The sequence below is a fragment of the Haloferax sp. Atlit-12N genome (assembly GCF_003383095.1).
In the GTDB taxonomy this organism is placed as follows: domain Archaea; phylum Halobacteriota; class Halobacteria; order Halobacteriales; family Haloferacaceae; genus Haloferax.
Genome location: NZ_PSYW01000005.1, coordinates 142,199 through 163,251 on the forward strand (window position 1 = coordinate 142,199; position 21,053 = coordinate 163,251).

Consider the following 21,053-nt stretch of genomic DNA (forward strand, 5'->3'; position numbering starts at 1 on the left):
CCTTTAACCGGCAAAAGACGGTATTTGCGGGCAAGATGGCGAGCAACAAGATTCTGGGTATCGACCTCGGCACCACGAACAGCGCGTTCGCGGTGATGGAGGGCGGCGACCCGGAGATTATCGTGAACGCAGAAGGCGACCGAACCACCCCGTCCGTCGTCGCGTTCACCGACGACGGTGAGCGGTTGGTCGGCAAGCCGGCGAAGAACCAGGCCATCCAGAACCCAGAGCGCACGATTCGGTCCATCAAGCGCCACATGGGCGAGGACGGCTACTCCGTCGATATCGAGGGTGAGGAGTACACACCGGAGCAGATTTCGGCGATGATTCTCCAGAAGATCAAGCGCGACGCCGAGGACTACCTCGGCGACGAACTGAAGAAGGCCGTCATCACCGTCCCCGCGTACTTCAACGACAAGCAGCGTCAGGCGACGAAGGACGCCGGCGAAATCGCGGGCCTCGAAGTCGAGCGCATCGTCAACGAGCCGACCGCGGCCTCCATGGCCTACGGCCTCGACGACGAGTCGAACCAGACTGTGCTCGTCTACGACCTCGGGGGCGGCACCTTCGACGTGTCCGTCCTCGACCTCGGCGGCGGCGTCTACGAAGTGGTCGCCACGAACGGGGACAACGACCTCGGCGGCGACGACTGGGACGAGGCCATCATCGACTGGCTCGCCACCGAGTTCAAGAACGACCACGGCATCGACCTCCGCGAGGACCGACAGGCTCTCCAGCGTCTCAAGGACGCGGCCGAGGAAGCCAAAATCGAACTCTCCTCGCGCAAGGAGACGACCATCAACCTCCCGTTCATCACGGCGACGGACTCCGGTCCGGTCCACCTCGAATACGACCTGACCCGCGCGAAGTTCGAGTCCCTCACGTCCGACCTCATCGACCGCACGGTCGAGCCGACCGAGCAGGCGCTCGAAGACGCCGGCTACGATAAAGGCGACATCGACGACGTCATCCTCGTCGGCGGCTCCACCCGGATGCCGCAGGTCCTCGACAAGGTCGAAGAACTGCTTGGCTCCGAGCCGAAGAAGTCCGTCAACCCCGACGAGGCCGTCGCGCTCGGCGCGGCCATCCAGGGCGGCGTTCTCGGCGGCGAGGTCGACGACATCGTCCTCCTCGACGTGACGCCGCTGTCGCTCGGTATCGAGGTCAAAGGCGGCCTCTTCGAGCGCCTCATCGAGAAGAACACGACGATTCCGACCGAGGAGTCGAAGATATTCACCACCGCGGCCGACAACCAGACGACGGTGCAGGTCCGCGTCTTCCAGGGCGAACGCGAGATGGCCGAGGACAACGAACTCCTCGGCGAGTTCACGCTCTCCGGCATCCCGCCGGCCCCCGCGGGCACCCCGCAGATCGAAGTCGGCTTCAACATCGACGAGAACGGCATCGTCAACGTCTCCGCCGAGGACAAAGGCTCCGGCAACGCCGAGTCCATCACCATCGAGGGCGGCGCGGGTCTCTCCGACGACGAGATCGACCGCATGCAGCAGGAGGCCGAACAGCACGCCGAAGAGGACAAAGAGCGCCGCCGCGCCGTCGAGGCCCGCAACGAGGCCGAGGGCGCGGTTCAGCGCGCCGAGACGCTCCTCGAGGAGAACGAAGAGAACGTCGACGACGAACTCCGCGCCGACATCGAGGCGGCAATCGAGGACGTCGAAGCGGTCCTCGAAGACGACGACGCCTCCACGGACGAACTCGAAGACGTGACCGAAGACCTCTCGAAGGAACTGCAGGAAATCGGCAAGCGCATGTACCAGCAGCAGGCGCAGGCCGGCGGTGCCGGCGGCGCTGGCGCTGGTGCGGGCGCGGCCGGCGGTCCCGGTGGTGCGGACCCCGAGGACTTCGTCGACGCCGACGCGGACTTCGACGAGGACGACGAGGACAACTAACCAACTGACCGACTCTCGGGTCGCCGAGGAACCCGACGCCGGCGGTCGAATCCGTTCGAAACCCCGGGTTTGACGCCGTTCGCGCTCGCCGCGATACGAGAGACGGACTTTTCAAATACCTTCACCGGCTACAAGATATCAACTGATGAGCGAGGACTTCTACGACGTACTCGGGGTCTCGCGGGACGCCTCGAAAGACGAAATCAAGAACGCGTACCGCAAGAAGGCCGCGAAGTACCACCCCGACGTTTCCGACGAGGACGACGCCGAGGAGAAGTTCAAGAAGGTCCAGAAGGCCAAGGAGGTGCTCACGGACGACGAGAAGCGGCAGATGTACGACCAAGTCGGCCACGAGCGCTTCCAGCAGTCCCAGAAGCGCGGCGGCGGTGGCGGCCGCGGCGGGGGCAACCCCTTCGGCGGCGGCGGCAACCCGTTCGGCGGCATGGGCGGCGGCGGTGGCGGCTTCGAGGACATCTTCAACAACCTGTTCAACGGCGGCGCGGGCGGCCAACAGCGCAATCGCCCCCAACAGGGCCGCGACGTTGCCCAGCGCATCACCATCGACCTCGATGACGCCTACCACGGCGTCGAGCGCGACGTGACGATTCGCCGCCGCGAGGTCTGTCCCGAGTGCGACGGCGAGGGCCACCCCGACGACGCCGACGTGAACACCTGTTCGGAGTGTAACGGCTCGGGCCAGCAGACGACGGTCCAGCAGACGCCCTTCGGCCGCGTCCAGCAGACGACGACCTGTCGCGCCTGCGGCGGCGAGGGCGAGACGTACAGCGAGGACTGTTCGGAGTGCCGCGGCAGCGGCCGCGTCCGCCGCACCCGCGACGTGACTATCACCATCCCCGCCGGCTTCCGCGACGGCCAACGCCTCCGCTACCGCGGCGAGGGCGAACCCGGCGAGAACGGCGGTCCCAACGGCGACCTGTTCGTCGAGGTCAACGTCCGCGACCACGAGGAGTTCGAGCGCGACGGCGACGACCTCCGCTACACCCATCCCATCTCCTTCCCGCAGGCCGTCTTCGGCGCGACCGTCGAGGTGCCGACGCTCGACGGCGAGGAGGAACTGAAGGTGCCCGCGGGCACCCAGAGCGGGTCGACGTTCACCGTCTCCGGCGCGGGGATGCCGCACCTCGACGGCCGGGGTCACGGCGACCTGCACGTCGAGGTCCACGTCGTCACGCCCGAGGACCTCAACAAAGAACAGCGCGAGGCGCTCAAGGAGTTCGCCGAGGCCGGCGGCGAGGAGGTCAAAGAGGGCCTCTTCCAGAAGTTGAAGAACTCGCTGTAACGGATTTCCGGCACCACCACGCTCTCTTGTCCGGCGGCCGTCAGTTCGACCGATGTCCTACACGAAAGCGAACTACGAGGACGTAGACGCGGTCGGCGGCGGTCTCCACTTCCTGCGGGACGAACTCGACTGCGTCGAACTCGGATTCAGCGTGTTGGAAGCGGACCCCGACTGGTCCGGTAAGCCGCACGACCACGCCGAACAAGGCCACGAGGAAGTGTACTATCTCGTCTCCGGCGAGGCGACGCTCGTCGTCGAGGACAAGAAACTCGACCTCGAACCGGGCGATGCCGTGCGCGTCGCACCCGAAGACACCCGCGAACTCCGAAACGGTCCAGAGGAGAGTACGTTCGTCATCGCGGGCGCGCCCTGACTCGTCGCGCTGGCGTCGCCTCGGCGTCGCTCGCCCAGACTCCCGTACGCTCTCGAACCGCGAGAGCGCCTCGGGGCCTTTTTTCGCGCCGACTCCCTACGACCGGCCATGGACGTTATCGGCGACCTCATGGCCCGCGACCGGCGGAGCGACCGACTCGCCCTCCGGGTCGACGGCCCCGGCCGGACCTACACGTACCACGACCTCATCACGACCTCGTACAAGGCCGGGAACGTCCTCCGCTACCTCGGCGTCCGAAAGGGCGCTCGCGTCGCGGTCGGCCCGGTGTCGCTTCCCGAACCACTGTTGACGTTCCTCGGGGCGGCCCAACTCGGTGCGGTGACCGCGTTCGACCCCGCGGTGGAGGCGAGGGCGACCGTCGTGGATGTCGAGCGCGAATCCGAGTTCGAAGCCCTCCCGCCGGGACAGAAACTCGCCGTGTTCGGCGGCCCGCCGAGTTCGCCCGCGACGACGCACTGGGAACAGGAAGTCTGGAGCGAGAACCCCGCGGTCCACCCGGAGGTCGTCGCGCCCGCCGACCCAGCGCTCGTCGCCGACGACCGCGAGTTCACACACGGCGACCTGCTCGACGCGGCCCGCGAGGTCGTCGCCGACTTCGACCTCGGCGTGGACGACACGGTCGCGGTCCGGTCGTCACTCAGCCACCCGGGAACCGTCGTCGCCGGCGTGCTCGCCCCGCTTCTCGCCGGTGGGACGATTCGAATCCCCGCAGACGACGAGGCCGTCGAGGCGGCGCTCGCGGTCGGTGACGGGGTTCCCGAGTCGGTCGCGCTCGCACCGGACGACGCGTACTGACGACGACGCGTGGGGTGGAGAGAAACCACCGAAGACTCCAACCATTAATTCATATTTGAGATTGAATTCTACCTCGGTGTTAAATTCAGGACTCTCACCGCTATATTTATATTCTGGCTGTATCGTTAGTGCAAACACGTTACATGTCACGGTCTAGCATTGTGTCTCTTTGGAACCGGTATCGGTCGGTCGGCATCGTCTACCGAATCGGGGTCGCGTTCGTCCTCGGGTCGCTCGTCGGCCTCGTCGTCGGCGAGCCGGCGACGGCCTTGAAACCGGTCGGCGACCTGTTCGTCCGACTGCTGAAGATGCTCATCGTTCCCATCGTGGTGTTCACGCTTCTGATGGGCGTTCGACAGCTCTCGCCGTCGTCGCTCGGCCGCGTCGGTGCGCAGGTAGTCGGGCTGTACGCGCTCACGTCCGCGTTTGCAGTCGCCATCGGACTCGGCGTGAGCAACCTCGTCTCTCCCGGCTCCCGCGGGCTCGAAGAGCTGCTCACCGGCGCTGAAGCCCAGAGTGCGGACGCCCCGGACGCGGTCGAGGTCGTCCTCAACATCGTCCCGGCGAGCCCCGTCGGCGCGATGGCCGAGGGCAGCGTGCTCCCGACCATCTTCTTCGTCGTCGTGTTCGGCCTCGGCCTCACGCTGGCGTGGGAAGAGACGGACGACGAGCAGGTCAAACGCGGCATCGAGGCGTTCTTCGACCTCGCCGACGCGGGCGCAGAAGCGATGTACAAGGTCGTCTGGGGGGCGATGGAGTTTGGCGTCCTCGGCGTCTTTGCGCTCATGGCGAACGTCTTCGGCACCGCCGGCGTCGACGCTATCCTGCCCTTCGCGCTCCTCATCGGAACGATGCTCCTCGCGGCCGTCGTCCACATCGGGGTCGTCTACCTCGGCGCGTTCGTCGTCGGGGTCGCGGGGCGGTCGCCGATCGCGTTCCTCTCCGGCGCGCGCGACGCGATGGTGACCGCGCTGAGCATCCGGTCGTCGTCGGGGACGCTCCCGGTGACGATGTCCGACGCGGACGACAACCTCGGCATCGAAGAACGCATCTACGGCTTCACCCTCCCGCTCGGTGCGACCATCAACATGGACGGCACGGCGATGTATCAGGGCGTCGCGGCCATCTTCGCGGCGAACATCGTCGGCGTGAACCTCTCTCTGGCCGACCAGTTCGCGGTCGTCGCGGTCGCCGTGCTGGCGAGCATCGGGACCGCCGGCGTCCCCGGGTCGGGGCTCATCATGCTCACGCTCGTCTTGACGCAGTTGGGACTCCCGCTGGAAATCGTCGGTCTCGTCGCCGGCGTCGACCCCATCCTCGACCGCATCCGGACGATGGTGAACGTGACCGGCGACCTCGCGGTGACGACCGTCGTCGCCACGTGGAACGACGCGGTCGACTTCACCGCCGACGCGTGGAACGACGGTGTCGGCTCGGCGCTGTCCGACTGAACGAAGGCGGAAAAACCGCTTCAGGACGCGTTTTCTATCTTCTCCAGCGACTCTGGGTTCTCGATACTGCTCATGTCGCCGAGGTCCTCGCCCGCGTAAATCGAGGCGATGGCGCGGCGGATAATCTTCCCCGACTGCGTCTTCGGGAACTCGTCGACGAATAGTATCTCGCGCGGGCGGAACGGTTTGCCCAGCTCGTCGCCGACGACGCCGCGAAGCTCCTCGCGGAGGTCGTCGCTCTCCTCGATACCGTCTTCGAGGACGACGTAGGCGACGACGGCGGTCCCGGTGGTGTCGTCGGGGACGCCGACCGCGGCGGCCTGATTCACCGCGTCGTGTTCGATGAGCGCGCCTTCGACCTCGGCGGGGCCGACTTTGCGGCCGGCCACGTTGAGGGCGTCGTCGGCGCGACCGTGGAGGAACCAGAAGCCGTCTTCGTCCTTCTGGGCCCAGTCGCCGTGGTCCCAGAGGTCGTCCCACGACGACCAGTAGGTGTCGAGGTAGCGCTCGTCGCCCTCCCAGAGGCTCTTGGTCATCGACGGGCAGGAGTCGCGAGCGACGAGGAAGCCGCGCTCGTGGGTGTCGACGATGGACTCGCCCGACGAGTCCACGATGTCGATGTCCATCCCGAGGCCGGGGCCGCCGAGCGAGCAAGGCTTGAGCGGCTGGGTCGGCATCGGCATGAGGAAACAGCCGCAGATTTCGGTGCCGCCGGAGATGTTGATGATGGGGGCGTCGCCGCCGCCGACGTGTTCGTAGAACCACTGCCACGACTCGGGGTCCCACGGCTCGCCGGTCGACCCGAGCAGGCGGAGGCTCGACAGGTCGTGTTTCTCGACTTCCTCGTCGCCGTACTTCCGCAGGGCTCGGATGGCCGTCGGCGAGATGCCGAAGGTGGTGATGCGGTGGCGCTCTATCATGTCCCAGAAGCGGTCCGGGTTCGGGTAGTCGGGCGCGCCCTCGTACATGAAGATGGTGCCGGCGAACGTGTGGTTCCCGATGAGCGTCCACGGGCCCATCATCCAGCCGATGTCGGAGACCCAGAAGAAGCGGTCTTCGGGCTTCTGGTCGAAGCCGAAGTGAATCTCCTTCGCGGTCTGCATCTGGACGCCCGCGTGGGTGTGGACGATGCCTTTCGGCTTGCCGGTCGTCCCCGAGGAGTACAGGAGCATCGACTCCGCGTCCGACGGCAGGCGCTTCGTCTCGTACTCCGGGGCGGCCTCGCCGACGGTGTCGTCCCACCACTCGTCGCGGCCGTCGGTCCACGGCACGTCGGCGTCACTATCCTCGCTTTCGTCCCCGAACCGCCGGTAGACGACGACGTTCTCGACGCAGTCCGCCTCCGCCATCGCCTCGTCGGCGGTCGGCTTCAGTCGGACCTCGGAGCCGCGGCGGTAGAAGCCGTCGGCGGTGAAAAGCACCGAGCACTCGGGGTCTTCGAGGCGGGTCGCGGTGGCGTCGACGCCGAATCCGGAGAAGATGGGGACGGCTATCGCGCCGACCTTGAAACAGCCGTAGAGGATGGAAATGACCTCGGGGACCATCGGCATGTAGAGGCCGACGGTGTCGCCGGTCTCGACGCCGTACGATTCGAGGACGTTGGCGACGCGGTTGGCCTCGCGGTAGAGGTCGTGGTAGGTCCGCTGGACGACCTCACCGTCTTCGCCCTCCCAGATGCAGGCGACGCGGTTCCGGTTCCCGGAGTCGACCGCGGCGTGGCGGTCGAGGGTGTTGTGGGCGACGTTTATCTCGCTGCCGGGGTACCAGCGGGAGAACTGCGGCCCCTCCGAGTCGTCGCGGACGGCGTCGTACTCCTCGTAGAAGTCGATGTCGAGGTAGTCGACGAGTTCGTCCCAGAACCACTCGACGCCCGAGGCACCGATGCCCGGAACATCGGTCGTCGTCCGCTCGATGAGCTCGTCGTAGTCCTCGATGTCGTGTTCCCGCATGAATCGGGTGACGTTGGCGTCCTCGACGAACGCCGGGTCCGGTTCGTGCACCACGGTGTCGGTGTCGGGTACGTCCATGAATCGAGGTACCGCGACCGCGACCATGAATCTTTACTGTTCTTTCGTTGAGTTCGTCAGACGCGGCGGGAATCGCCGTACCGGCCCGAGTCGTTTTTGTCGGCGGGTGTGCTACGAGTAAGCATGTACGTCCGAGACGCGAAGAACCGAGACGAGGTCTGGTTGCTCGACTCGCTGGAGGAACTCGGACTCGACGACGGCTCGTTCCGCTCCCGCGACTACGTTATCGCGCTCGACGAGGAGTCCGGCGAGAAGGCCGGATTCGGACGCATTCGGGTCCACAAGACCGACGAGCCGTTCTGCGAACTCACCTGCGTCGGCGTCTCGGAGCGGTGGCGCGGACAGGGTGTCGGCGCGCACGTCGTCGAGCGACTGGTCGACCGCGCCGCGGCCGAGGAGTTCGAGACAGTGTACGGCTTCACCTCGGACCACGGCTACTGCGCGCAGTTCGGCTTCGAGGCGGTCGACGCCGAGGACCTCCCAGAGGGGCCGCGTCAGCGACTCGACCGGGTCAGAGAGGTCGACGGCGACGCCATCGCGCTCCGACTCGACCGCGAGGCGTTCTCGATGCCAGAGCGACTCCGCGAGCGGTTCAAGGTCGCCGCGCCGGCGAGCGCCGGGGACGCCGAACCGGAACTGACCGCCGAGGATTTCGGCTACGACGAGGAGACGCCGACGAAGTACTCCACGAACCTGCGACGCTGACCCTCCGGCGCTGAGCCGATTCCGACTCAGGTCCGGTCGTCGAGGAAGTCGGTGCTGAAGACGATCCAAGTCAGCACGCTACAGAACAGAATCGGCGGGAGGATGGCGAACCCCCAGAGCGGTTCGAGTCCCTGCAGGAGGATGAGCACCACGTCGGCCAGTCCGAGCGCGAGGAACGGCGCGGTCGCCAGCGCGGCGCGCTTTCGGTTCTTGCCGCCCGTGTCCTCTGGGAGCGGTCCGGGCGAGGCGTCGCCGGCCGAGGCGTCCGAGGTCGAGGTCGACGAGGGCGCGTCCATGCGGGTCCGTCGGGGCCGGACGAGCAAAAACGGTCCGCCTTCCGGTCGCGGTTCCCCGGCCGGTACGACGGCCTCCGTGCACCGAACCACCGCGAGCGCGACTTCACCGAGCCGTGAGCGCGGCGTTATCGCGCGTTTTCCACACGCGAGGCGTACTCGACGAGTCCGAACAGCACCCCGAGGAGGGCGGCCGAGAGTACCATTCCGTAGAGGCTGAACGCGAGCGGCGTGGTCGGAAGCGAGAGGAGGCCGAACAGCGATATCTCGGCGGCGACTTGGCCGCCGTTCTCGCCGATAAAGACGCCGAGGATGCCCGAGATGGCCACGACGCTCGCGCCGACGATGAACAGGATTCGTCGTCCGCCGGATGTGTCGTTCACGACGCCGCGTTAGGGCCGAGCCGTATAGTCGCTTGCGGGACGACGCGATGGGTGCGACACCCAGCAACCCGCCCGTGTCCGTCGGCCGACACGACAATCTCGGAGAGCCGAACGAACTAAGCCACCCCACGCGAATGAGCGCCCAATGCCCGAAGCACTCGTCGAACGCGCCCGCGAAGCGCTCGACAACGCCTACGTTCCCTACTCGGAGTACACCGTCGGAGCGGCGCTCAGGACCGCCGACGGCGAGGTTTACGTCGGCTGTAACATCGAGAACGCGAACTACTCGAACAGCCTCCACGCCGAGGAGGTCGCCATCGCGGAGGCCGTGAAGAACGGCCACACCGAGTTCGACCGCCTCGTCGTCACCTCGGGGGCGCGCGACGGCGTTACCCCCTGTGGGATGTGTCGCCAGACGCTCGCGGAGTTCTGCGACGAAGACCTCCCGGTCGTCTGTGACCTCGGGGGCGACGACGTGGCCGAGTACACGCTCGGCGAACTCCTCCCGAACACCATCTCGCTGGACACGCTCGAAGCCGCCGCGGCGAAGCGCGACGCCGCCGACGCCGACGAGTAACGTGTCGCCCGCCGCCGACCGCGGAACCGCCGCCCTCGCACTCGTCCTGCTCGTGGTGCTTTCGGGGTGTATGTCCTTATCGCCGTCCCCGCCGGTCGTGGACGCGGCCCTCGGGGACCCCTCGACCGACGCGAGCGACGGCGACGACGGAGCCGTTTCGGCCGCAGCCGGCGGACCCGGCTCGTCGGCGATGCCCGAGACGCGACCCGCGGACAACCCGTGGCGTCGAGCGCCTATCGTCGTCGGCATCGACGCGCCCGCGGACGGCCGCGACTACGCTTCGCTCGTCGAATCGGCAGTCGCCTACTGGCGGGCGAACGCGTCGGCGACCGCCTACGACCCGGTGTTCGTCGTGGTGCCGAACGCCTCGGAACCGGACGTGACCGTCTCGGTCGTCGAGCGAATCGACGGCTGCGGCGACTACGCCGGCGCGGACGCGGTCGGCTGTGCGCCCCTCTTGGACGGCGACGAACCCACCGCGCCGACGGAGCCGGTCTCGGTGGTCGTCGCCGCCGGGTACGACGACGGGACGACCCAGACGGTGCTGAGCCACGAGTTCGGCCATCTGCTCGGGCTGACCCACGACGACGCCGACGCCTTCCCCGTGCTGTCCGAGCGCATCCAGACGACGCGACTCCCCGAACCGGACGCCGCCGACCGGGAGATGCCCTTCCGCGAGCGCACCGTCGCGGTCCACGTCGACCTCTCGAACGTCTCGCCCGACGAGCGGCCGACCTACGAGGCGGAAATCGACCACGCGCTGTCGTACTACGAGAACGGAGCCGACGGCGTCGCGCCCGCGAACCTCTCGTTCGAGCGCGTTTCCGACCCCGCGATGGCGGACGTGAGGCTCTCGGTGTCGGCGTTCGGCGACGGCGACTCGGGCGTGCGCTGGCGGCGGACCGGCGTCGACGCCGACGAGGACGAGGCGCTGGAGTGGTACACCGGCGGCGACCTCGTCGTGGACGCCGACCTCGGCCCGTCGCTTGTCGACTGGTACGTCGGTGCGGGACTCGGCTACCTGCTGGCGGCCGACGAGCGGGCAGACCTCCCGCCGCCGTTCCGCGACGGCGACCTCTCCGACGACCCGACGTGGCGCGGGGTCGCGGGCGAGACGGCGGTCGACGCAGCGACGACGGTCGACGCGACGGTCGAGAGACCGACAGGGAACGCGACGACGCCCGCGGGGGCCTCCTCTGAGAACGCAAGAATTTCCACCGCTGGCCCGCGAGTAGAGCCATGAACGATAGCGAGGACCCGAACGACGAGGTCCAGTACCACCTCGAAGTCGGTCCCGAGGACCTCGCCGACGCGGTGTTGCTCCCCGGGAACCCCGAGCGCGTGGACAAGGTGACGGCGCTGTGGGACGACCACGAGGAGAAGGCCTACCACCGCGAGTACCGGACGGCAACCGGAAGCTACGACGGAACGCCGATTTCGGTCACGTCGACGGGTATCGGCAGTCCCTCGGCGGCCATCGCCGTGGAGGAACTCGCTCGCGTCGGCGCGGACACCTTCATCCGCGTCGGTTCCTGCGGCGCGATTCAGCCCGAGATGGACGTGGGCGACCTCGTCATCACCTCGGGCGCGGTCCGACAGGAGGGAACCTCCAAGGAGTACGTCCGCGAGGACTACCCCGCCGTCGCCGACCACGAGGTCGTCTCGGCACTCGTCGCGGCCGCCGAACGCCTCGGCTACGACTACCACGTCGGCCTCACGATGAGCGCCGACTCCTTCTACGCGGGGCAGGGACGCCCCGGATTCGAGGGCTTCCGCGCCGCCGGTTCCGACTCGCTGGTCGAGGAACTCCGTGAGGCGAACGTGAAGAACATCGAGATGGAGGCCGCGGCGCTCCTGACCATCGCCAACGTCTACGGCCTCCGCGCGGGGGCCGTCTGCTCGGTCTACGCGAACCGGGTCACGGGCGAGTTCCGCACTGAAGGCGAGTCGCGCGCGGCGGAGACCGCCAGCCTCGCGGTCCACCTCCTCGCCAAGATGGACGCGGTCAAGCGAGACGCGGGCGTCGACCGCTGGCACGCGGGTCTCAGCCTCGACTAATCCGACAACCGTCGAACCCGGATTTCGACGCTCTGGGGGCGTGGAGGCCAAAATTACCACAGTCGTGGAGACGGTTTCAAAGCCCCTTTATCGGATGACTGCGCATCCGACGACATGAGCACGCAGGTCGTCGTTCTCGGCTCGGGGTACGCCGGGGCCGGCGCGGTCAAAACCCTCGAAGAAGAGCTCGGTCACGACGCACAACTCACGTGGGTCGCCGAACACGACTACCACCTCGTTCTCCACGAGGTCCACCGCTGTATCCGCGACCCGAGCGTCGAATCCAGCATCGCCATCCCCGTCGACGATGTCAAAGCGGACTCGACCGACTTCGTCAAGGGTCGCGCGAGCGACGTGAACGTCGACGACCGGGTCGTCGAACTCGAAGGCGGCGACACCGTCGACTACGACTATCTGCTCGTCGCCATCGGCTCTTCGACCGCTTTCTTCGGCATCGAGGGCCTCGAGGAGTTCGCCCACCAGCTCAAGGGCCTCGACGACGCCCGCGAGATTCACCAGGACATCAAAGAGGCGGCCGCCGACGCCTCCCGCGACGACCCCGCGCAGGTCGTCATCGGCGGTGCGGGTCTCTCGGGCATCCAGACGGCCGCTGAAGTCGCCGAGTACCGCGACACGAACCGCGCGCCCATCGACATCAAACTGGTCGAGGGGATGGACGAAATCTTCCCCGGCAACGACCCCGAACTGCAGGGCGCGCTCCGTCGTCGCGTCGAGGACCTCGACATCGACATTCTCACCGGCGACTTCATCTCGAAGGTCGACGAGGAGACCGTCTTCATCGGCGGCGGCGAGGACGAAGCGCCCGAGGAACTCGACTACGACGTGCTCGTCTGGACCGGCGGCATCACCGGCCAGCCCGAGGCGTCCGACGTGGAACTCGAACAGGACGAGCGCTCCCACCGCTTCTTCGCCGAGGAGGACTTCCAGACCAGCGACGACCGCGTCTTCGCGGTCGGCGACTGCGCCCTCGTCGAGCAGGGTCCCGACAGCGTCGCGCCGCCGACGGCGCAGGCCGCCTGGGACGCCGCGGACGTGGCCGGCGAGAACATCGCCCGCGCCATCGCCGGCAAGCCGCTCAAGCGCTGGACGTTCACCGACAAGGGGACGGTCATCTCCATCGGCCACGACGCCGTCGCTCACGGCGTGAAGTTCCCGGTCGTCGGCGAATTCCCCGTCAACGTCTTCGGCGGCCCGCTCGCGCGGACGCTGAAGAAGGGCATCGCCGCGAACTGGATTGCGGACGTGACGTCGCCGAAGCGCGCGCTCTCGGCCTGGAACGACCTGTAACTCGGTCGCTGCGCCCGGCTGCCGGGTGACACGACGCCCGACGCTCGCCGACTCGGTTTCGATTCTTCGTTCTTCGTGCTTCACGCTTCGAGTCACGCGTCGCGTCGCCACTCGCGGTGTTCGATTCAGTCACTCACGGCGTTCAGCGCGTCCACACTCCCGTTTCTCGCGCCGCCCGACCGCCCGCTAGCCGACCGCCCGCCCACCGAACGCCGGTCCTGCTGGTCGAGAGAGCTGGAGAGTGCCCGGAAAAAGACGGAGAGAGGAGCGTGGTTAGTGCTGGGGTTCGCCGACAGGTGCCTTCATGTCGTCGATGCGGAGGATGAGGATGTTGCTCGTGTCGTCCTTGCCGTCGAGGGTGCCGTCGATGACGAGCTTCGAGAGTGGCGTCGGGCCGACGCGAATCTTGTCGCCCTCGTGGAACTCACGGACCGAGCCCTGAACGTGAATCTCGGCGCGGCACAGTTCGGGGTGGTGGACGCTGGAGAGGTCGATTTCGTCCACGTTGACGCCCTCGACTTCCTCGTCGTTGTGGAACAGGGGGACGAACGCGGGCTCGTCCATCTTGTCCACGTCGAGCGCCTCGTAGGCGTTCGCGGTCGGCTTGTAGCCACCCTTCGGGCCGGGTACGCCCTCGACCAGTTGGAGCGCCTTCAGGCTCTGCATCTGGTTTCGGATGGTGCCGGGGTTTCGGTTGACTTCGGTCGCGATATCCTCACCCTTCACCGCGTCCTCGGAGTCCCGATAGAGGTTGATGAGGGCGGTCAAGATAGTTTTCTGACTCGAAGTGAGCTCGATTGATGACATGGAGAGTGGTTCGCTACATACGTCCTTAAATCCGATGGATGACGCCTCGAATCTGCCGTTCGTCTACTTTGTAACCATGACTCACTCATGAATGTTCATTTTGAACCCTAATTCGGCCTCGATGCTGTCGATAGCACTATACGGCTCACGAGAGTTCGGTAGCACATGAACGGGAAACGAGTCCTCGTCACCGGCGGTGCCGGCTTCATCGGCTCGAACCTCGCAAACCATCTCGCGGCGGAAAACGAGGTCGTCGCGGTCGACGACCTCTACCTCGGAACGCCCGATAACCTCGACGACGCGGTCGAATTCCACGACGCGAGCGTCCTCGACGACGACCTCCCGACCGAGGGCGTCGACGTGGTGTTTCACCTGGCGGCGCTGTCGTCGTACAAGATGCACGAAGAGAACCCGACGAAAGGCGCGCGCGTCAACGTCGATGGCTTCGTGAACACGGTCGAACAGGCCCGCAACGACGGCTGCGACACCGTCGTCTACGCCTCCACGTCCTCGATTTACGGCTCTCGGACGGAGCCCTCGCCGGAGGACATGCCGGTCGAGGCGCGCACGGGGTACGAGGCGTCGAAACTCGCCCGCGAGCGCTACGCCGAATACTTCCACCACCACTACGACATGCGGACGGCCGGGCTCCGCTTTTTCTCGGTGTATCAGGGCTTCGGCGGCGCGGAAGAACACAAAGGCGAGTTCGCCAACACGGTCGCGCAGTTCGCCGACCAGATTGCCAACGGCGAGTCGCCGGAGCTGTTCGGCGACGGCACCCAGACGCGTGACTTCACGCACGTCGACGACATCGTCCGCGGCATCGAACTCGCCGCCGACCACCGGCTTCAGGGTATCTACAACCTCGGGACCGGCGAGAGCTACTCGTTCAACGAGATGGTCGGGATGATAAACGAGACGCTCGGCACCGACGTCGACCCGGTCTACATCGAAAACCCCCTGGACGTGTACGTCCACGACACGATGGCCGACTGCACGAAAATTCGCGAGACGACCGGCTGGGAACCGCAGATTTCCTTCGAAGAGGGCGTCCGGCGCGTCTGCGAACCGTACCTCGACGAGTAGCCTACTGGTTCGGTCTCTCGACGCTCGTCTCCCTTTCAGTCGGTCACGACGGCCTCGACCGACTCCGCTGTTCGAAGTTCACAGTCACGACGACGTCCCTCCCGGTGGCCTCGCGTATTCGGTCTCCGATTCGCGACGACAACTGCGGGTACTGGCGACCGACCGGGTGTTGGACCGTCACCGTTATCCGTCGCGGGCCGTCCTCGATTCCGAGGGTCTCGAACTCGACGCCGACCGACAGCAGTTCGAGCGAGTCGTACTCCGAGTCGTCGAGGACGGTCTGGACGGCCCCGGTCGCGCGGTTCTCGAACGCGATTTGCGAGGCGAGAAGCGAGCCCGGGCCGAGCACGGTGAGGCCGAGAAAGACGAGCGCCACCCACGTCGCTCTAGTCCCGAAGAACGAGCGAAGCCGCCGTCTCGCCGACCCCGGTGAGTCCCAGTAGCTCGGCCGATAGCCGAGGTACCAGAGCGCGAGCGTCCCCGCGAGGACGATGCTCGCGACGTTGACCGCGAGGAGGGTGAGCGCCCCGACGGCGACCGCCGGAATCGCCCACGCGACGCCGATACCCACGGCCGCCGCCGCGGGAACGGTCGCGGCCGCGACCGCGACGCCGACGATTGAGACGGGGAGTTCAGTCGCCAAGCCGACGCCCCCGGCCGCCCCCGCACAGAGCGCGACGACGAGCGTCAACAGTCCCGGCGACGACCGACTCGCTATCTGCTCGACCGTGGTCACGTTCAGCGCCGACGGCACGAACTGCGCCGTCTTGAGTCCCCACCCCAGCGCCGCGGCGGCGACGATGGCCACGGCGAGACCAGCAACCGTCGAGCGAACGCCGTCGGTGAACATCGCGTCCTCTCCGAGCGCCGCGCCGACACTGGCCATGAGCGCCGCGCCGATTTGCGGGGCGATAACCATCGACCCGACGACGAGGGCGGGCGAGTCGAGCAACAGCCCCGCCGTGGCGACCAGCGCGCTCAGCACCGTCATCCCGTAGTACGCCGTCGGCTGGGGGTTGAGGTCGTGCGCCTTCGTCAGAATCTCTTCGTTCGAGACGCGCTCTTCTTCCTCGTCGCCCTCGACGTACCGCTCGACGAGCCGGTCGTAGTGCGGCGTCGTCGCCGACTCGATGTTGCCGATGACGAGGTAGCGCTCCTCGAACCCCGCCTCGGAGAGCGTCTCTCTGACTCTGTCGACCGCCTCCGTCGGCAGCGGGAACTCGATGAGGTACGACCGAGAGTCGGCGTCGGACTCGCCGACCGGGAGGACGACCGGGTCAACGTCCTCGCTTCGGAGCGCATCGACGACCGCGTCGAGTTCCCCCGCCTCGACGCGAATCTGCAAGTGCCGCATGGCACCCGATACGACGCCGTCGCGGAAAAGCGAGATGGCCTTGCGGCGGGCCGGAGTCCACGTCGCCATACGGCGGCCTCCCGGAAGGCGGCGGACGGAATTATCAATAAGGGTGTTTTTCCGATGCCACTAAACACCCCGACCGAGTTGGTCAACTATGGAACGGAACGTCAGGATTCTCGGTGCACCGACGGACTACGGTGCCAATCGACGCGGGGTGGACATGGGTCCCTCCGCGATTCGATACGCCGGACTCGCGGGGCAACTCGAGTCCGCCGGCGTCTCGCCGACGGACGCGGGCGACCTCGCGGTCCCGCACCACGCGACGCGGGACGCGGACGCCGGGGCGGCGAACGCCAAACACGTCCAGGAGGTCGAAGAGGTGACGACGAGCCTCGCCGACGCCGTCTCGACCGCGCTCGACGAGGGGACGACCCCGCTCGCGCTCGGCGGCGACCACTCCATCGCTATCGGCTCGCTGGTCGGGAGCGCCCGCGACGCCGACATCGGCGTCATCTGGTTCGACGCCCACGGCGACTTCAACACGCCGAGCACCTCCCCGTCCGGAAACGTCCACGGCATGCCGCTGGCGGCCGCCCTCGGCATCGGCGACTTCGAGGGCGTCGAATGGGCGAACGCCGACGGCCTGAAAGAGGAAAACGTCGCAATCGTCGGACTCCGCTCCGTCGACGGCGCGGAGGCCGAGGCGATTCGCGACACCGACGTCACGGTCTACACGATGTCGGACATCGACGAGCGAGGCATCACCGACGTGACGAACGACGCCCTCGACGTGGCGACCGACGGTACGGACGGCGTCCACATCAGCCTCGACCTCGACTGGCTCGACCCCCGCGAGGCCCCCGGCGTCGGGACGCCCGTCCGCGGCGGCGTGACCTACCGCGAGGCTCACGCGGCGATGGAACTCGTCGCCCGCTCGGAGGCCATGCGCTCGTTCGAACTCGTGGAGGTCAACCCCATCCTCGACGAGCACAACGAGACCGCGACGCTCGCGACCGAACTCGCCGCAAGCGCCTTCGGCAAGCGCATCCTCTGATGTCGACGCCGAGAGAAGCCCCCGCCCCGCACGACTTGGCCGCCGGCGTCGTCGTCCTACAGGAGAACTCCGTGCTCGCGGTCTACGAGAAGGACCGCTGGGGACTGCCGAAAGGCGGCTCCGAACCCGGGGAGTTCTTCTTCGAGACGGCCGCCCGCGAGGCCGCAGAGGAGACCGGCGTCGAAGTCGAAATCCAGTCGCTCGCCTTCACGAGCGAGATTCGCGCCCCGGACCGCCGCATCTATCTCCAGCGGTTCTACCACGCGACGCCCGTCGCCGACGACCCGACGCCGTCGCCGAGCGACCCCGACGACGAAATCGAGGCGGCGAAGTTCCTCCCGCTGACCGCACTCGGGTCGACGCTCACCTACCGCCCGCGGGTCGAACCGCTCCGCGACTGGCTCCGCGACCGCAAGCCGCGACACTACACCTACGACCTGACCAGAGAGCCGTCGGACGTGGAGAAATAGGAGCTACGACGCGCTGTTACTGGTTTTTCTCGCTCTCACGACTCGAACGACGTACCCGATACCCGCACCGACACCGCCGAGCGCGAGCGCGAGCATCGCGCCGGCGACGAGCGGGTACGCGACCCACAGCGGCGACTCCATCGTCGAAACCGGGACGAACAGGTTGACCGCGAAGCCGAGACACGGACCGAGCGCGAGGACGACACCCTCGCCGATTCGTGTGCCGACGCGCTCGCCGCGGGCGACGTGAGACGCGACGCCGGCGACGACCAGTACCGCGCCCGCATCGACGACGAGCGACTGAACGGGTGTCGGCGGTTCGAGGTTCCACGCCCGAAGCGCCGTCAGACCGCCGAGGACGACGACGAACGCGAGCGTCGAGACGCCGACGACTCTCGACCGCGGTCGCACGCTCATGCCGAGACGACCCCTCGGCCGAGGTAAATGTCTTCGGGGAGCGTCGGTCGGAGCCGCGACTCTCCGGTGGGGGTCAGCAAAAAGAATCCGTCGCCGGGGAGAGCCGACTTACTCGTCGTCCGCGTCGGTTTCCGCGTCCCCTTCCACGTCGTCCAGTTCCTCGTCTTCGGTCGTCATCGCGGCCGGAATCACGTCGACGGAGGCCACGTCGTCGCCCTCGTCGAGGTCCATCACGATGACGCCCATCGTGTTGCGGCCGACCGTCGAGATGTCCTCGACGGGCGTCCGGAGAATCTGGCCCTCGTCGGACATGACGACGAGGTGGTCGCCCTCGCCGACCGTGTTGATGGCGCAGACCGGGCCGTTCCGCTCGTTGGTCTTGATGTCGATGAGCCCCTTGCCGTTTCGGGACTGCTTGCGGTAGGCGTCGAGGTCCGTGCGCTTCCCGTAGCCGTTCTCGGTGACGGTGAGAATCCAGCTGTGGTGGGCCTCGTCGATGGCGGCCACGCCGGCGACCACGTCGTCGCCGGTCAGTTTGATGCCGCGGACGCCGCGGGCCGAGCGGCCCATCGCGCGCACTTCGTCCTCGTCGAAGCGGATAGACATTCCCTGTTCGGTGCCGATGACGAGGTCGCTTTCGCCGTCGGTGACCTCCACGTCGACGAGTTCGTCGCCCTCGTCGAGTTTGGTGGCGATGATACCCGTCGAGAGGATGTTCTGGAACCGGTCGGTGCCGGTCCGCTTGATGTAGCCGTTCTGGGTCACCATCGTCAGGTAGCCCTCGATATCTTCGAGGTCGTCGCAGTTGACGACGGCGGTAATCTCCTCGCCGTCGTCGAAGTCGAGCAGGTTGACCGCCGACTTCCCGCGGGCGGTCCGCGACATCTCGGGCACCTGGTAGGCCTTGAGTTGGTAGACCTGTCCGTGGTTGGTGAAACAGAGCAGGTCGTCGTGGGTGTTCGTGACGAACACCGACGAGACGTTGTCGCCCTCCTTGAGGTCCGTCCCGATGATGCCCTTGCCGCCGCGGTGCTGGGCGCGGAACCGGGAGACCGGCATGCGCTTGATGTAGTCGTCCTCGCTGACGATGACGACCACGTCCTCCTCGGGGATGAGGTCGGCGCGGGTGACCTCGCCGGTGTTGGCGACAAAGGAGGTCCGCCGGTCGTCGGCGTACTCGTCTTTGATGTCGAGCAGTTCGGACTCGATGACTGCGTCGAGTTCCGACTGGTCGCCGAGGATGGTTTCGAGGCGCTCGATGGTCGCCTGTACGTCCTCGTACTCGTCTTCGATTTCGGCCGCCTCCATCGAGGTGAGCGAGCCGAGCTGCATCGAGACGATGTGGTTCGCCTGCTCCTCGGAGAAGTCGAACGTCGGCAGGGGTTCACCGTCGACTTCGACTTCGACCTCGCCGCGGAGCGCGGCCTTCGCGTCGTCGCGGCTCTCGGAGTTCCGGATGGTCTCGACCACGTCGTCGATGTTGTCGAGGGCCTTCAGGCGGCCTTCGAGGATGTGCGCGCGGTCTTCGGCCTCGGCGAGTTCGTACTCGGAGCGCCGGCGGACCACGTCGCGGCGGTGGTCGAGGTAGTGTTCGAGCGTCTCCTTGAGCGTCAGCACCTGCGGCTGACCGTCCACGAGCGCGAGGTTGATGACGCCGAACGTGGATTCGAGATGGTTGTCGAGAAGCTGGTTCTTGACGACCTCGGCCATCGCGCCGCGCTTGAGTTCGATGACGACGCGGATGCCGTCGCGGTCGGACTCGTCGCGGATGTCGCGGATGCCCTCTATCTTGCCCTCGTTCACGTCGTCGGCGATGCGCTCGATGAGGCGGGCCTTGTTCTCCTGATACGGGAGTTCGTTGATGACGATGCGGCCTTCCTCCTCGAACACGTCGTAGTCGGCGCGGACGCGGACGCGACCGCGACCCGTCTTGTACGCCTTGTGGACCGCGTTGCGGCCGACGATGTTCGCGCCGGTCGGGAAGTCCGGGCCCTTGATGTGTTCCATCAGGTCCGGGATGGTCGCCTCGGGGTTCTCGATGAGTTCGACGGTGGCGTCGATGACCTCGCCGAGGTTGTGCGGCGGGATGTTCGTGGACATCCCGACCGCGATGCCGGACGACCCGTTGACGAGCAGGTTCGGGAACGACGACGGGAGGACCGTCGGCTCCTCCTTGCGGTCGTCGTAGTTCGACTGGAAGTCGACGGTGTCCTTGTCGATGTCGTCGAGGAGTTCCTCGGCGATGGGAGACATCCGCGCCTCCGTATAGCGCATCGCGGCCGGCGGGTCGCCGTCGACCGAGCCGAAGTTACCCTGCCCGTCGACGAGCGGGTAGCGCATGGAGAAGTCTTGCGCCATGCGCGCGAGGGTGTCGTAGATGGCGGAGTCGCCGTGGGGGTGGTAGTCACCCATCGTCTCGCCCACGATGGACGAGGACTTGCGGTGCGACGAGTTGGAGGTCACGCCGGCCTGATGCATCGCGTACAGGATGCGTCGGTGGACTGGCTTGAGGCCGTCGCGCACGTCGGGGAGCGCCCGACCCGCGATGACCGACATCGCGTAGTCGATGTACGACTGCTCCATCTCGTCTTCGATGCGCGCGTTCTTGACTTCGGCCGCGATACCCGCGCCCGGTTCGAAAGAATCTGGTGCGTCAGAGCTCAT

General features: G+C 66.9%; 20 protein-coding genes. 13 read left to right on the top strand and 7 right to left on the bottom strand.

Annotated features, from left to right (window positions below):
* Positions 1 to 35 precede the first annotated feature (35 nt).
* The 5 genes from dnaK to C5B90_RS18495 all read left to right on the top strand — a co-directional run bounded on the left by dnaK (position 36) and on the right by C5B90_RS18495 (position 5,847).
* On the top strand, positions 36 to 1,907 hold the full coding sequence (gene dnaK / locus C5B90_RS18475) for a molecular chaperone DnaK (protein WP_115883416.1): 1,872 nt from the start codon (positions 36 to 38) through the stop codon (positions 1,905 to 1,907).
* A gap of 145 nt (positions 1,908 to 2,052) precedes the next feature.
* Complete coding sequence (gene dnaJ, locus C5B90_RS18480; RefSeq protein WP_115883417.1) at positions 2,053 to 3,207, top strand: molecular chaperone DnaJ; 1,155 nt, start codon at positions 2,053 to 2,055, stop codon at positions 3,205 to 3,207.
* A 52-nt stretch (positions 3,208 to 3,259) separates the two neighbouring features.
* Entirely contained in the window at positions 3,260 to 3,580 is a 321-nt protein-coding gene (locus C5B90_RS18485; RefSeq protein WP_115883418.1) for a cupin domain-containing protein, read from the top strand.
* A 108-nt stretch (positions 3,581 to 3,688) separates the two neighbouring features.
* Positions 3,689 to 4,396: an AMP-binding protein gene (locus tag C5B90_RS18490; protein WP_115883419.1), complete on the top strand. Its 708-nt coding sequence runs from the start codon at positions 3,689 to 3,691 to the stop codon at positions 4,394 to 4,396.
* A gap of 143 nt (positions 4,397 to 4,539) precedes the next feature.
* Positions 4,540 to 5,847, top strand: a complete 1,308-nt coding sequence (locus C5B90_RS18495) for a dicarboxylate/amino acid:cation symporter (protein WP_115883420.1) — start codon at positions 4,540 to 4,542, stop codon at positions 5,845 to 5,847.
* A 20-nt stretch (positions 5,848 to 5,867) separates the two neighbouring features.
* On the opposite strand, the gene C5B90_RS18500 is transcribed toward C5B90_RS18495, so the two are convergent.
* Positions 5,868 to 7,874 carry an AMP-binding protein gene (locus C5B90_RS18500; RefSeq protein WP_115883421.1) on the bottom strand — a complete coding sequence of 669 codons (2,007 nt, stop codon included), beginning with the start codon at positions 7,872 to 7,874 and terminating at the stop codon, positions 5,868 to 5,870.
* A 123-nt stretch (positions 7,875 to 7,997) separates the two neighbouring features.
* Here C5B90_RS18500 and C5B90_RS18505 point away from each other — a divergent pair, with 123 nt between their 5' ends.
* Positions 7,998 to 8,579: a GNAT family N-acetyltransferase gene (locus C5B90_RS18505; RefSeq protein WP_115883422.1), complete on the top strand. Its 582-nt coding sequence runs from the start codon at positions 7,998 to 8,000 to the stop codon at positions 8,577 to 8,579.
* 26 nt (positions 8,580 to 8,605) lie between these two features.
* Here C5B90_RS18505 and C5B90_RS18510 read toward each other — a convergent pair whose 3' ends face one another.
* Both C5B90_RS18510 and C5B90_RS18515 read right to left on the bottom strand, forming a co-directional pair.
* On the bottom strand, positions 8,606 to 8,875 hold the full coding sequence (locus C5B90_RS18510) for a hypothetical protein (RefSeq protein ID WP_004976836.1): 270 nt from the start codon (positions 8,873 to 8,875) through the stop codon (positions 8,606 to 8,608).
* Positions 8,876 to 9,000: 125 nt separating this feature from the next.
* Positions 9,001 to 9,255 carry a hypothetical protein gene (locus C5B90_RS18515; protein ID WP_115883423.1) on the bottom strand — a complete coding sequence of 85 codons (255 nt, stop codon included), beginning with the start codon at positions 9,253 to 9,255 and terminating at the stop codon, positions 9,001 to 9,003.
* A 145-nt stretch (positions 9,256 to 9,400) separates the two neighbouring features.
* On the opposite strand from C5B90_RS18515, the gene cdd reads away from it, so the two are divergent.
* The 4 genes from cdd to C5B90_RS18535 all read left to right on the top strand — a co-directional run bounded on the left by cdd (position 9,401) and on the right by C5B90_RS18535 (position 13,198).
* Positions 9,401 to 9,832, top strand: a complete 432-nt coding sequence (gene cdd / locus C5B90_RS18520; RefSeq protein ID WP_115883424.1) for a cytidine deaminase — start codon at positions 9,401 to 9,403, stop codon at positions 9,830 to 9,832.
* Position 9,833: 1 nt separating this feature from the next.
* A complete protein-coding gene (locus tag C5B90_RS18525; protein ID WP_115883425.1) occupies positions 9,834 to 11,075 on the top strand; it encodes a hypothetical protein in 1,242 nt (413 codons plus the stop codon).
* Positions 11,072 to 11,890 carry a nucleoside phosphorylase gene (locus tag C5B90_RS18530; RefSeq protein WP_115883426.1) on the top strand — a complete coding sequence of 273 codons (819 nt, stop codon included), beginning with the start codon at positions 11,072 to 11,074 and terminating at the stop codon, positions 11,888 to 11,890. Before C5B90_RS18525 ends, C5B90_RS18530 begins: the two co-directional genes overlap by 4 nt.
* Positions 11,891 to 12,004: 114 nt before the next feature.
* On the top strand, positions 12,005 to 13,198 hold the full coding sequence (locus tag C5B90_RS18535; RefSeq protein ID WP_115883427.1) for an NAD(P)/FAD-dependent oxidoreductase: 1,194 nt from the start codon (positions 12,005 to 12,007) through the stop codon (positions 13,196 to 13,198).
* A 273-nt stretch (positions 13,199 to 13,471) separates the two neighbouring features.
* Here the strand turns inward: C5B90_RS18535 and C5B90_RS18540 are convergent, their stop codons facing one another.
* Positions 13,472 to 14,005 (bottom strand): Rrf2 family transcriptional regulator, encoded by a 534-nt coding sequence (locus C5B90_RS18540; RefSeq protein WP_004976849.1) that lies wholly within the window; start codon positions 14,003 to 14,005, stop codon positions 13,472 to 13,474.
* A gap of 165 nt (positions 14,006 to 14,170) precedes the next feature.
* Here C5B90_RS18540 and C5B90_RS18545 point away from each other — a divergent pair, with 165 nt between their 5' ends.
* Positions 14,171 to 15,091, top strand: coding sequence for an NAD-dependent epimerase/dehydratase family protein (locus tag C5B90_RS18545; protein WP_115883428.1), 921 nt, complete (start codon positions 14,171 to 14,173; stop codon positions 15,089 to 15,091).
* A gap of 43 nt (positions 15,092 to 15,134) precedes the next feature.
* Here the strand turns inward: C5B90_RS18545 and C5B90_RS18550 are convergent, their stop codons facing one another.
* Positions 15,135 to 16,514: a TIGR00341 family protein gene (locus C5B90_RS18550; protein ID WP_233512124.1), complete on the bottom strand. Its 1,380-nt coding sequence runs from the start codon at positions 16,512 to 16,514 to the stop codon at positions 15,135 to 15,137.
* Between the two features lie 88 nt (positions 16,515 to 16,602).
* Between C5B90_RS18550 and rocF the strand changes: the two genes are divergently transcribed.
* The gene (rocF, locus tag C5B90_RS18555) at positions 16,603 to 17,502 is read left to right on the top strand and encodes an arginase (RefSeq protein WP_115883429.1); all 900 of its coding nucleotides are present in this window, start codon (positions 16,603 to 16,605) and stop codon (positions 17,500 to 17,502) included.
* On the top strand, positions 17,502 to 17,972 hold the full coding sequence (locus C5B90_RS18560) for an NUDIX domain-containing protein (RefSeq protein ID WP_042663302.1): 471 nt from the start codon (positions 17,502 to 17,504) through the stop codon (positions 17,970 to 17,972). The genes rocF and C5B90_RS18560 overlap by 1 nt, the downstream gene beginning before the upstream one ends.
* 3 nt (positions 17,973 to 17,975) lie before the next feature.
* On the opposite strand, the gene C5B90_RS18565 is transcribed toward C5B90_RS18560, so the two are convergent.
* Both C5B90_RS18565 and gyrA read right to left on the bottom strand, forming a co-directional pair.
* Positions 17,976 to 18,389, bottom strand: coding sequence for a hypothetical protein (locus C5B90_RS18565; RefSeq protein WP_115883430.1), 414 nt, complete (start codon positions 18,387 to 18,389; stop codon positions 17,976 to 17,978).
* Between the two features lie 108 nt (positions 18,390 to 18,497).
* A complete protein-coding gene (gene gyrA, locus C5B90_RS18570; RefSeq protein ID WP_115883431.1) occupies positions 18,498 to 21,053 on the bottom strand; it encodes a DNA gyrase subunit A in 2,556 nt (851 codons plus the stop codon).